Origin of the sequence: Advenella incenata, assembly GCF_004217095.1 — a bacterium.
GTDB lineage: Bacteria > Pseudomonadota > Gammaproteobacteria > Burkholderiales > Burkholderiaceae_B > Advenella > Advenella incenata.
In genome coordinates this window covers 203,583-216,486 of the sequence record NZ_SHKO01000003.1, presented here as the reverse complement: position 1 = coordinate 216,486, position 12,904 = coordinate 203,583, and the positions used below count along the sequence as shown (strand labels likewise).

Genomic DNA, 12,904 nt, shown 5'->3' with positions numbered 1-12,904 from the left:
TCAGGTACCGTGACAGATGGGGTATGCAGATCGTGTGATTTGCATCACCGCTATCGGAGACGTTTATGTCACGTGTCGCCATCATCGGCGCCGGCATTACCGGCATCACCACCGCTTACACCCTGGCCAAACTCGGCTATTCGGTCACTGTCCTGGACAAAAACCGGGACGCCGCCATGGAAACCTCATTTGCCAACGGCGGTCAGCTCTCGGCAAGCAACGCCGAAGTCTGGAACAGCACCGCCACCATCATGAAAGGTCTGCGCTGGATCGGCAAACGCAACGCGCCGCTGCTGCTCAATCCGTCGTTCAGTTGGCATAAATACAGCTGGCTCGCGGCGTTCATTCGCAATATTCCCAACCACAAAGCCAATACCATCGAAACCACAAGGCTGGCCATTGAAGCGCGCCGTCATTTGTACGCCATGGCAGAGCAGGAGAACATCGATTTTGATCTGGAGCGCCGGGGCATACTGCACATCTATTATGACAAGGACAGCTTTGACAAAGCCGTAAAAACCAATGCACTGCTGCAGGCCGGCGGACTGGAGCGTTTCGCGGTCACGCGTGAGGAAGCCCGCTCCATTGAACCGACGCTGACCGGGGACTTCTTCGCAGGCTTGTATACCCCGTCGGATGCCACCGGCGACATCCATAAGTTCACTAACGGGCTGGCCGCAGCATGCCGCAAGCTGGGCGTGCGTTTTATCATGGACACATCGGTCACACGTATTGCCAGCGATCGGCACCATCACCAGATTTTCCATCAGCGCTACGACAATGGAGAATCAGCCCATCTTGAAACCGACAATATCGTTGTCTGCGCCGGCACAGGCAGCCGGGCCATCGCCCGCATGCTGGGCGATACTATGAATGTGTATCCGGTAAAAGGCTACTCCATCAGCGTCCATCTGGACGACGCGGCCAGTCTGGCCGCCACGCCCCGGGTCAGCCTGCTGGATGAGGACGCCAAAATCGTCACCAGCTTTCTGGGCGATCGCTTCCGGGTGGCTGGTACTGCCGAATTCAATGGCTTCAACAAGGACATCCGCGCAGACCGGGTACAGCCCCTGGTGGACTGGACTCGTCGCCTGTTTCCCGAGATATCCACCCGACGCGTGGTGCCCTGGTGCGGCCTGCGCCCGATGATGCCCGATATGATGCCGCGCGTTTGCCGCGGACGCAAAGCGGGCGTGTTCTATAACACCGGACACGGGCATCTGGGATGGACACTGTCTGCTGTCACCGCCCAAATGCTGGGCGAGTTGGTGGAAGCATCCACGCAAAATCCCACATTACAGCCGGCTTATTGAAACGCATCAGACGCGTGCGATATGCAGATCACCTGAACTTGCATATCGCCGCATTCACATCAGTATTTTTTCCAGAAAAGCGCGGGCCCGGTCACTTTGCGGGCGGGTAAAGAATGCATCCTTGTCTGATTTTTCGACAATGGCGCCTGCATTCATGAACACCACCTTTTTACCAATACACGTGACTGACCCGCGCTGCGCGTAGTTTAGTTTACCGTCACGTTCGAGGTTTTGATAACCTCGGCCCATTTGGCTGTTTCGCTCTGGATAAACTTGGCGAAATCTTCCGGTGAGCCGCCGGCAGACTGGCCGCCCGTGCTTTCAAAGGCCTTTTGTACTTCGGGCTTTTTCAGGATATTGTTGAACGCCGTATTCAGTTTGCTGATAATCGGCTCGGGGGTGCCTGCAGGTGCAATCACGCCCTGCCAGTTGTACGACTCAAAGCCCTTGAGGCCGGCTTCCTGCAGGGTAGGCACATCGGGCAGCAAAGGCAGGCGCTTGGCGCTGGTAACGGCCAGCGGATGCACTTTTTTAGACTGGATGGCCGGCATGGCAGCATAACCCATTTCAAACATCATATCGATATGGCCCGCCATCAGGTCGCTGGCGGCTGGGGCGCCACCCTTGTATGGAACATGGGTCAGCTCTACCTGTGCGTTGGAGGCAAACAGTTCACCAGACAGATGGTGAGCGCCGCCCACGCCGGACGAACCGAAAGTCAGTTTGCCGGGTTCTTTTTTGGCCAGCGCAATCAGATCTGCAACGGTTTTGACGTTCAGTTTATTGTTGACACTCAGGATTAGCGGGCTTTCTTCGATAAGAATAACCGGGGCCAGGTCTTTGGCGACGTCATATTTCACGTTCTTTGGCATCAGCGTGGGATTAACCGACAGCGGCGCCAGATTGCCACTGCCGATTGTATAACCGTCGGGCTTGGCGCGAGCAATGTAGTCTGTGCCAATCACGCCGCCAGCGCCGGCCTTATTCTCTACTACAACGTTAGCCTTGAGCTCTTTACCCAGCTCTTCGGCCAACAAGCGCATGCGGGTATCGGCAAAGCCACCTGCAGCGTAGGGAACGACAAACGTAATGGGTTTGGCGGGCCAGTTGTCCTGGGCTGTGGCAGTGGCCGATGCGCCCAGCACGCCGCTGGCTGCCAGAACCGTACTGATGGTCAGTTTCTTGAAGTTTTTCATCGTATTTCCTTGAACGAGATAACTGATTAATATCATAATTTGCAAAGACGCCTTGCACCCTCTTCCAGAGTGGCATCATCCTTTGAAAACGACAGGCGGATAACGCCCAGGTCGGTTCCATCAGAATAAAACGCTGATACGGGAATGGTTGCGACGCCGAATTCTTCGATCAGCTTACGCACCAGTTGCACGTCCGACAAATAACTGAAGTGCTGGAAGCGGGCAAGCATGAAAAAACCGCCCTTACTCGGCAAAAGTTCGAACTTCGAACCTTTGAGCGCATGGGCCAGCAGATCGCGCTTTTCCTGATAGATGGTGGACAGGTTCAGATAATGATTGGGCGTCTCCATCATGGCGGCCAGCGCATACTGCATGGGCGTATCGGCGCAATACATGAGAAATTGATGAATCTTGCGTATTTCAGCCGTGATTGCCGCGGGCGCGACGCAATAGCCGATCCGCCACCCTGTCACATGAAATGTCTTGCCAAAGGACGTCACCACCACGGCACGCTCGCGCAGCTCGTCGTAACGAGACATGCTGCGGTGAATATCCTGATCGAATACCACATGCTCGTAGACTTCATCGGACAGAATGATGATATTGGTGTCTGCGACGATATCCTGCAGCGCGGCGATATCGGCGTCCGAGAGTACGGCGCCGCTGGGATTATGGGGCGAATTGATGATAATCATGCGCGTGCGTTCATTGACTGCATCGCGCACCGCATCCCAGTCTATACCGTAGGTCGGTGGCAACAACTTGATTCCCACCGGCACGGCGCCCTGCAATGTGACGATCGGCGCATAGCTGTCAAAACACGGCTCAAAATAAATCACCTCATCGCCCGGATGGATCAGTGCCGCAATGGCGCAATAAAGCGCTTCACTAGCGCTGCCCATGACGGTCACTTCGTTGAGCTCATCATAACTGTGGCCATACAGCAGCTGGATTTTTTCAGCAATCTTGTTGCGCAATGGCTCAATGCCGATCATGGGAGAGTATTGATTGTGCCCTTCGGACATGGCGTCGATGGCATGATCGATCAGTTCCGGCGCACACGGAAAATTGGGCGCACCCTGCGCCAGATTAATGGCCTGATGACGCTCGGCAAGATCTCCGATAACGCTGAAAACAGTGGTGCCTACGGCGGGTAGCTTCGAACGGATCTGCATGATCGTTACCTGATAAACGGAATGAAAAAAACCGGCCGCCCGGGCCGGTTGCGCTTGTCGCGCTCTCGACCTATTTGGCGACCCAGTCGGCGTTGAAATATTTTTGGGTAAGTTTGCTTATCGTACCATCTTTCTTGAGGGCATCAATCGCGCCGTCAAGACGCTTTTTAAGTTCATCATTGCCCTTGCGTATACCGAAACCGGTGCCAACGCCCAATACCGAGGTATCGTCAAGCGGTGCGCCCGTCACCTCGTAGTCCTTGCCTTCGGGTTTCTCCAGAAACGCGCTCACTGCGCTTGGCGTTTTCTGCACAGCCGCCTGAATGCGATTGCTTTGCAGATCCTGATAAATCTGATCCTGTGAGGCGTATGAGACAATTTTTACACCTTTAGTTGCCCAGTGCTTCTTAACGAAGGCTTCCTGCGCCGATCCCTGCAATACCCCGACAACGGTGGATTTCAGGCTTTCTGGTGTGGCCTGCAGACCCGAGCCTTTTTTGGCGATCAGCTGACTTGGCACATCGTAAATGGGTACAGTAAAGTCGATGACTTTCTGGCGCGGCGCGGTAATATTCATTGCCGAGTTGATGTAATGAAATTTGCGTGCATTCAGTGCAGGGATCAGCCCATCAAAGCTGGTCTCGACCCATTCACACTTGGCCTGCAGCTTGGCACAGACCGCATCGTTGAGCTCGACGTCAAAACCGACCAGCTTGCCATCGGGCGTTTTGCTTTCAAATGGCGGATACAGGGCTTCGACGCCCACTTTGAGCACTTCCTGAGCAAGGGCTGGTGCGCCAAACGCGCTGGCGGCCAATACACCCGCCGCGATAAGGGTTTTGATATTCATAGCTTGCCGACCTTAAAATAGAGAAAACCCCTGATAAACAGAGGTTTTGAACCAGGATATGACGCAGCCGCGTGCATACCTGTTTTTTTGTGCGCCCAGGCGCCTGCCCTTTGGCAGTCGCCCTGCGCCAGAACTGAAAAACCAGCCTCTGGCGCAAAAGCCTACTCTTAATTTTTGGTTTGATCAACCAGTTTGTTTTTGGCGATCCAGGGCATCATGGCGCGCAGTTTTTCGCCGACCACTTCGATGTCTGATTCAGCATTGATGCGACGACGTGAAGTCAGTGTCGGCGCACCGGCAGCGTTTTCAATGATGAAGCTTTTTGCATATTCGCCCGTCTGGATGTCTTTCAGCACATCACGCATGACCTGTTTGGTCTGGTCAGTCACAATGCGCGGACCGGTCACATACTCACCATACTCGGCATTATTGGAGATGGAGTAGTTCATGTTGGCAATACCACCTTCGTAGATCAGGTCAACAATGAGCTTGAGTTCGTGCAGGCATTCGAAGTAGGCCATTTCAGGCGCATACCCGGCTTCTACCAGTGTCTCGAAGCCGGCCTTGATCAGTTCCACGGCACCGCCGCAAAGCACGGCCTGTTCGCCGAACAGGTCGGTTTCTGTTTCTTCACGGAAGTTGGTTTCAATGATACCGGCGCGGCCGCTGCCGATTGCGCTGGCGTAAGACAGCGCTACATCACGCGCAGCACCGGATTTGTCCTGGTGCACGGCGATCAGGGAAGGTACGCCGCCGCCTTGCGAGTATGTACCGCGAACAGTGTGACCTGGCGCTTTGGGCGCAATCATGATGACGTCGATGTCGTCACGGGGCACAACTTGGCCGTAATGAACGTTAAAGCCATGAGCGAAAGCCAATGCTGCGCCGGCCTTGATGTTGCCATGAACGTGTTCTTTGTAAACCTGGGCGATGTTTTCATCGGGCAACAGGATCATGACCAGATCGGCCGTTTTAACGGCGTCGGCCACTTCAGCCACTTTCAAACCGGCATTGGCAGCCTTGTTCCATGATGCGCCATTTTTGCGCAGGCCAACGGTGACGTTGATGCCGGACTCATGCAGATTCAGTGCGTGGGCGTGGCCCTGGGAACCGTAACCGATAATGGCAACATTTTTCCCTTTGATCAGGGACAGGTCACAATCTTTGTCGTAAAAAACTTTCATTTAAAGCCTCAAGAATTTAGTTAAATTTGTTTGAATGTCTGCTTACCGCGCTTACCACCAGATTACATCACCCGCAGGATACGTTCGCCGCGACCGATACCGGACACGCCTGTACGAACAGTTTCCAGGATCGCACTGCGATCCAGCGCAGACAGAAACGCCTGGATCTTTTCCTGCACACCCGTCAGTTCAATTGTGTAGGACTTATCGGTCACATCCACAATATGCCCCCTGAAGATGTCGGCCAGGCGCTTGATTTCTTCGCGCTCCTTGCCCACTGCACGAACTTTGACCAGCATAAGTTCACGCTCGACGTGAGCCCCTTCAGTCAGATCGACTACTTTAACCACATCGACCAGCCGGTTCAAGTGTTTCGTGATCTGCTCGATAACATCGTCGGAGCCCGCAGTCATGATTGTCAGGCGCGATAGCGTCGCATCTTCGGTGGGCGCAACAGTGAGCGTTTCAATGTTGTAGCCCCTGGCCGAGAACAGGCCCACCACGCGGGACAGCGCACCGGGTTCATTTTCCAGCAGAATGGAGATAATGTGTTTCATGGTTTCCCCTTACAAGTCTTCTGAACCGAGCAACATTTCGGTCAGGCCCTTGCCTGCCTTGACCATTGGCCAGACGTTTTCAGTCCGGTCAGTGATGAAGTCCAGGAAGACCAGACGGTCTTTGTGCTTGCCGAAAGCTTCCTTGATGGCCGGCTCGACATCAGCCGGCTTATCGATTTGAAGACCGATATGGCCATAGCTTTCGACCAGTTTGACGAAGTCGGGGATCGAGTCCATGTAAGACTCGGAGTAGCGCGACTGATAGTCGATTTCCTGCCATTGACGTACCATGCCCAGATAACGGTTGTTCAGGCACAGCACTTTTGGCGTGAAATGATACTGCGTGCAGGTAGCCAGTTCCTGGATGTTCATCTGGATCGACGCTTCTCCGGTCACGACGGCAATTTGCGCATCGGGATGCGCCATCTGCACACCCATGGCATATGGCAGGCCGACACCCATGGTGCCCAGGCCGCCCGAGTTGATCCAGCGCCGCGGATGGTTGAATCGATAGTATTGCGCCGCCCACATCTGGTGCTGGCCCACGTCCGAGGTAACGAAGGCATTGCCTTCGGTAACCTTGCACAGGGTTTCGATAACAAATTGCGGCTTGATCAGCTCACTGCCATGATCGTATTTCAGGCAATCGCGACCACGCCATTCGTTGATCTGCTTCCACCAGGCCTGCAGCGAGCGGCTGTTTTTTTGCTCGGCCAGCGCATCTGCGACCAGCGGGTTCATTTCCTGCAGCACTTCCCTGACGTTGCCCACGATGGGAATGTCAACCTTAACCCGCTTGGAAATGGACGATGGATCGATATCGATATGAACAATCTTGCGCTGGGCCTGTGCAAAGTGCTTGGTATTGCCGATCACGCGATCGTCAAAGCGCGCACCCACAGCGATCAGCACATCGCAGTTCTGCATGGACATATTGGCTTCATACGTGCCATGCATGCCCGGCATGCCCAGATATTGATCGGAATCCGGATTCTGCGAGCCCAGCGCCATCAACGTGGTGGTGACCGGTGCACCGCTGAGCCGCACCAATTCGCGCAGTTCTTCGGAAGCGTCAGACAGGATGACACCGCCGCCCGCGTAAATCATGGGGCGTTCGGCACCGGCCAGCAACTGGGCAGCCTTTTTGATCTGCCCCAAATGGCCCTTAACCACAGGTGAGTAGGAGCGCATCTTGATTTCAGACTTGGGCGGCGCATATTTGCACATGGTCATGGAGATATCCTTGGGGATATCGACCAGAACCGGGCCGGGACGGCCGGTGCGGGCAATGTAGAATGCCTTGCGCATGGTATCGGCCAGGTCTTTGACGTCGCGAACCAGGAAATTGTGTTTGACGCAGGGTCGGGTAATACCGACCGTATCGCATTCCTGAAAGGCGTCTTCGCCAATGGCCTTGGTGGGCACCTGTCCGCTGATAATAACCAGCGGTATGGAATCCATGTAGGCAGTGGCAATACCAGTGACCGCATTGGTCAGGCCGGGGCCGCTGGTGACCAGACACACGCCTACTTTGTTGGAGGAGCGCGAATAGGCATCGGCAGCGTGCACGGCAGCCTGCTCGTGTCGCACCAGAATATGCTTAAAGTCTTTCTGTTTATAGATTGCGTCGTAAATGTAGAGCACCGCGCCACCAGGATAACCGAAAACGTGCTCGACGCCCTCTTCGGCCAGGCAGCGCACGACGATATCGGCGCCATTGAGTTCCATATTATTTCCTTTCATAACCAGCATTCCCGCGTTGATTGGTTTTGCAACCTGCGGCTTCGGAAGGTTCCGCCAACATCTGCAGCGCTTTGTTCCTCACGGAGGAACGCCACCTGCAGACATTGATGTACCAGCCTGGCCATCAATCTGGGTCTGCGCGCACACTGGGTGCGGGAGAGTTCGAAATGGAGACGTTTATTCACGCTTTTGGCACGAATAACCGCTATTGTTCGTTAAGTTTAAGGCGCACTGCAATTGAAGCGGGTAGCTAAAACAGGGTGTCCGTAGATACCGGCGACGGATTGTGCGCAGGTATAGTCCTCAAATGTACCGCATTGCAACACCAAACGCAATCGGGAATATTCATTATGCACAAATTTATTGTCGGCCAACGGTACAATAGTACTCTTTGCTGTGTCGCCTCTTTGGGCACTGCCTGTCGCCTGCCCGCGATCGGCACTCGGGAGCCTGCGTCTTTTCACTGGTTTGGTGTATGGATATTCGCGCGGAAAACTTCGTCAAATTCTTCTACAGTTCCCATCTTTTCCATGGAACGCGCCAGGCCACGGGAGTGCTGCTACCGGTACTGGTGATGGCAGGGTTTTTCAACGAGCCCATGATAGGCGTGGCACTGGCCACCGGGGCCCTGTGTCCGGCCATTATCGATCAGGTAGGCGGCACCAAGCGCTCGCGCCTGAACGAAATGCTGGGCGGCATTATACTGGGACAGATCTCGGGATTGATCACCGGGCTGGCAAGCCCCTACCCCGCCCTGCTCTGGCTGGTGGTCTCGGCCCAGGTATTCTTCTATTCCATGCTGTCGGTCTATGGCCGGCGCGGAGGGCTGATCGGGTTCGGATGTTTGCTGCAGATGATGCTGTCCATGCACACTCCCATGTCGGTCGACGAGGCGCTCACCCATACCAGCTACACGGCCATGGGCGGTATTTTCTACATACTGTACAGCACGTCCATCAGTCACCTGTTCAAGCTGCGCGAAGAAAGACAGACCCTGGCCGCTGCCCTGTATGCCACGGCATCTTATGTGAGCACGCGTGCTGATTTCTACGACACGCACAAGAACCTGGACGACAGCTATCGACGACTGATTCCGCAAATGATCGCAATGACAGAGCAGCACCAGAGTGCACGCGATGTCGTGCTGCGCAATCTGCCCCGCGACAACGATGCCAGCGACCAGCAGCGCATTTTGCTGTGGAATGTGTTTATCGACATGATTGCCCTGCTCGATACCATGGTGGCGTCGCAGACCGACTATGCCACCTTGCGCGCACGTTTCCAGGATCACGACATCCTGCTGTTCATGCGCGACACCCTGTTCAAGATCAGCCGCACCCTGAACCGGACCGCCTATAGCCTGGCGCGCAACAAGCCGGTGGACTATCGCAACAGTGTCAAAGCGGAGTTGCGCGCGATGGAATACGAGCTGCTGCAACTGAAACAGGATGGCATCCAGCGCACAGAACCGGAAACCTATCTGCTGCTGGTGCAGATTGTGCGGCGCCTGCGTAATGCCAGCCGGTTCGTGGACCGGATTGCCGATAATCTGCGCGGCATGCGGCTTGAGCCCGTCAATAGCCTGAAGCGCGATAACTCGCTGCGCCGTTTTATTACGCCGCAAGCCATTACCCTCACCCCCTTCAAGCGCAATCTGAATCTGAACTCGTCCATTTTCCGCTACGCCTTGCGCACCACATTCGTGGTCACCCTGGTGCTGCTCATTTCCACAGTCGTCAGCCTGGTCTATGGACACTCGGAAATTGTGCGCGCATTTACCTCGCACAGTTACTGGATCATCCTGACAGTGCTCATTATCATGCGACCCGGGTTCGCGCTGACTCGCCAGCGCACGATCGGTCGGCTGGCCGGCACGCTGGCCGGCTGCCTGATCACTATTGCGCTGTTTAACCTGACCAGCAATCCGTTTATCCTTATTGCAATCATGATTCCGGCGATGGTGCTGGGCAATGCTTTCGTATTGACCAACTATCCGCTGAGCTCGTTGTTAATGACGATCTACATCCTGATCGCCTTTCACTTCCTGAGCCCGGGCAACCTGCTGATTATCGGCGAGCGTGCGCTGGACACTCTGGCCGGTTGTGCACTGGCCTTTGCCTGCGGCTCGATTCTCCCCTGGTGGGAAAAGCAGCGCATCATGCCGCTGGCGCAGGAGGCCATAGCGGCCGCGCATGACTATATTCTGGCCGTGCAGGCGTACATCACTTCGGTTCACGCCGACCCGGAGCAAAAAGTGTCAACGGCCGACAACGAACGCTATGTGCAGGCGCAACTGTCTCGCAAAAATATGCACACGGCCTTTGGCGCGTTCGCAGACAGCTTTTACCGGATGATGAACGAACCCAAATCCAAGCAGATCCATATTAAGGAACTAAATACGATTCTGGTGCAGACCGATGCCGTGGCCAGCCAGATCGCCGCGATTGCGCCGGTCCTGGCCGGCCTGGACAAAATACCGCCCAATATGCAGCAGACCCTCACCAACGTCTCTGACTTGCTGGACAAGGACGCGCAGGCCATTACCGAAGCGCCATCGCAAATTGAAACCGAGGGCCAGTACGGCAGCCTGGTTTTTCCGCTCAAACAAATGCAGCAGGCCGCGCTGCGCATCCGCCAGCAGGCGACCAATATCGGTTTAATGTAATCGCGACAAACCCTGTCGGCAGGATCGGGCAGCCAGCCCGCAGGCCGGCATGAACGCATTCACACATGGCGCATCGTTAACCGCCGATCGTTTATCGTTATTATCTGCGCAGCGTGTTGCCGCACTGCTGCGACCCGCCCCATGGTGGCCTGCTGCCAGACTCCATGCGTGTGCGAAATCCATGGCCGTCTATTCGAACAGCTGCTCATCCACTTTAAGGGCGCCGGGCCAGAAATACAGGATCGCCGACACCAACTGGATTGCAATCATGATGCCCCAACCGGTCAGGTGGGCCACGGCAGGATAATGACCGTCCGTTGCGGGCCAGAAATCCAACACAAATCCTACGCCAACCTGCATGGAAAAAATGCTGATGAAAAAAATCATGTTGAAAGCGGTCGTCACGCGCCCGACAACCTTGCGTGGAAAGACCTCGGCCAGCAAGGCATAGGCAAGAATGCAACTGGCGGCGACAAACCCGTACGCACCCCAGATCAGCGCTGGCGAGAGGGGCACCCTGAACAGAATCAGCAATTGCACCAGTACGAACAGCGTCATCCCCAGCCCGCAAAAGGCCCGCAAGCCCAGGCCGTAACGTTCAATGCGACGCGCCACCAACCCGGTGATGACCGTGCCGGCCACCATGGTCAGCCCCAGCATGGACACCAGGCTGTCGGCCTGGCGCGCCGTCAATCCGGAAACGTCGATCAGATACGGTTTAACCCACAGCGACTGCGCGGCATAGAAGGCGCCACCCACCGCGCAGGGAAAAGGCACCACGCGCCAGAACACCGCATTCTTCAAGATGATACGTACACCATGAATTTGCTTGGATACCGACTCATGCGACGCCATCCGCTGCTTTGATTCAGGTACCAGCAGCCAGATGACCGCAGCCACGGCAATTGTGAACACGGCCATGCCGACGCTGATTTCCCGCCAGGTGTATTGTGTCAGCAGCACCGCCAGCGGCGTACCGACCACCACACCGCCCATGCCGCCTAACGCCACCATCAGGCCATTGAGCAGCGGCCAGCGCGAGGATGGAAAATTCTGGGCAATCGCCAGAAAGCCCGCACCAAGGCAGACCGAAACCCCCACGCCGATCATGATGCGGCCGATAATCAGCCCCTGCATGGTATGTGTCATGCCGTAAAGCACCGTCCCGGCGGCAGCCACCAGCAGCAGGACTGCGTCGGTACGGCGTGCGCCATAGCGGTCCAGCGCCAGCCCGGCAGGAAGCTGGGCCAGGGCAAAGCCGATAAAGTAAAAACTGGTCAGCAAGCCCAGGTCACTGGCCGTCAGATTCATTTCGCGTGACAGGAACGGCGCAAAGCCGATATTCAAGCCACGATACACATAGGACAGAAAATAGCCCAGAGCAAAAAGAACAAAAATCCTTATCGCAGCCTGACGGCTCATTGTTTTCTCCGGAAGACCAGTTTGTCTTCCGAAGACTGCTCGGCGGCAAAGGCATAACCTTCGACATTGAACTTTTTTAAGGCTGCCGGCGTTTTCGCTTTGGTCTCGATGGCAAACCGCGCCATCAGCCCGCGCGCGCGCTTGGCGTTGAAACTGATAATTTTGTAGACACCGTTTTTGTAGTCCTGAAACACACACTGGACAACGCGCGCATCCAGCGCTTTTTGATCGACCGCCTTGAAATATTCTTCAGAAGCCAGGTTGATCACAATGCGCGAAGTCTGCTCGTTCAGCCGCTCGTTCAGGTATTGGGCGATCTCGTCCCCCCAGAACTCATACAGATTCTTGCCGCGGGCAGTCTGCAGGCGCGTGCCCATTTCCAGCCGATAGGGTTGCATCAGGTCCAGCGGACGCAACACGCCATACAGGCCGCTCAGAATGGCCACGTGTTCCTGGGCCCATGACAGTTGTGATTCACTCAACGTCGCTGCTGCCAGGCCTTCGTACACGTCGCCATTAAATGCCAGCACGGCCTGGCGTGAATTTTTCTGGTCAAACTTGGGTTTCCATTCCGCGTACCGCTGGACATTCAGTTCGGATAACGCCGGGCTCAGCTTCATGAGTGCGGCAATATCATCGGCACGCTTGGTTTTGAGCACTTTGATCAGCTCTGCGGAGCGTTTGATAAAAAGCGGCTGGGTATGGGTGTTGGTAGAAACAGGAGAGTCGTAATCGAGTTTTTTTGCAGGAGAAAGCAGGAAAAGCATGACGGACAACCTTGAAGGGAATGTTTGATTGA

Annotated in this window: 10 protein-coding genes; 2 read left to right on the top strand and 8 right to left on the bottom strand. The window is 55.4% G+C overall.

The window, feature by feature from the left end:
- Positions 1-65: 65 nt before the first annotated feature.
- The gene (locus EV681_RS17195) at positions 66-1,313 is read left to right on the top strand and encodes a D-amino acid dehydrogenase (protein WP_128394905.1); all 1,248 of its coding nucleotides are present in this window, start codon (positions 66-68) and stop codon (positions 1,311-1,313) included.
- Between the two features lie 206 nt (positions 1,314-1,519).
- On the opposite strand, the gene EV681_RS17185 is transcribed toward EV681_RS17195, so the two are convergent.
- The 6 genes from EV681_RS17185 to EV681_RS17160 form a co-directional block, all read right to left on the bottom strand.
- Positions 1,520-2,509, bottom strand: a complete 990-nt coding sequence (locus EV681_RS17185; RefSeq protein WP_130304723.1) for a Bug family tripartite tricarboxylate transporter substrate binding protein — start codon at positions 2,507-2,509, stop codon at positions 1,520-1,522.
- 32 nt (positions 2,510-2,541) lie between these two features.
- Positions 2,542-3,684 (bottom strand): methionine aminotransferase, encoded by a 1,143-nt coding sequence (locus EV681_RS17180; RefSeq protein WP_130304722.1) that lies wholly within the window; start codon positions 3,682-3,684, stop codon positions 2,542-2,544.
- Positions 3,685-3,754: 70 nt separating this feature from the next.
- A complete protein-coding gene (locus tag EV681_RS17175) occupies positions 3,755-4,534 on the bottom strand; it encodes a transporter substrate-binding domain-containing protein (protein WP_130304721.1) in 780 nt (259 codons plus the stop codon).
- Positions 4,535-4,701: 167 nt separating this feature from the next.
- Positions 4,702-5,718 carry a ketol-acid reductoisomerase gene (gene ilvC / locus EV681_RS17170; RefSeq protein WP_128394909.1) on the bottom strand — a complete coding sequence of 339 codons (1,017 nt, stop codon included), beginning with the start codon at positions 5,716-5,718 and terminating at the stop codon, positions 4,702-4,704.
- A 62-nt stretch (positions 5,719-5,780) separates the two neighbouring features.
- Entirely contained in the window at positions 5,781-6,275 is a 495-nt protein-coding gene (gene ilvN, locus EV681_RS17165; RefSeq protein ID WP_014751512.1) for an acetolactate synthase small subunit, read from the bottom strand.
- A 9-nt stretch (positions 6,276-6,284) separates the two neighbouring features.
- On the bottom strand, positions 6,285-8,003 hold the full coding sequence (locus EV681_RS17160; protein ID WP_128395118.1) for an acetolactate synthase 3 catalytic subunit: 1,719 nt from the start codon (positions 8,001-8,003) through the stop codon (positions 6,285-6,287).
- Between the two features lie 490 nt (positions 8,004-8,493).
- Here EV681_RS17160 and EV681_RS17155 point away from each other — a divergent pair, with 490 nt between their 5' ends.
- Positions 8,494-10,683, top strand: coding sequence for an FUSC family protein (locus EV681_RS17155; RefSeq protein WP_128394910.1), 2,190 nt, complete (start codon positions 8,494-8,496; stop codon positions 10,681-10,683).
- Between the two features lie 189 nt (positions 10,684-10,872).
- Here EV681_RS17155 and EV681_RS17150 read toward each other — a convergent pair whose 3' ends face one another.
- Both EV681_RS17150 and yaaA read right to left on the bottom strand, forming a co-directional pair.
- On the bottom strand, positions 10,873-12,105 hold the full coding sequence (locus EV681_RS17150; RefSeq protein ID WP_130304720.1) for an MFS transporter: 1,233 nt from the start codon (positions 12,103-12,105) through the stop codon (positions 10,873-10,875).
- A complete protein-coding gene (gene yaaA, locus EV681_RS17145) occupies positions 12,102-12,872 on the bottom strand; it encodes a peroxide stress protein YaaA (protein ID WP_128394912.1) in 771 nt (256 codons plus the stop codon). Before yaaA ends, EV681_RS17150 begins: the two co-directional genes overlap by 4 nt.
- Between the last annotated feature and the right edge of the window lie 32 nt (positions 12,873-12,904).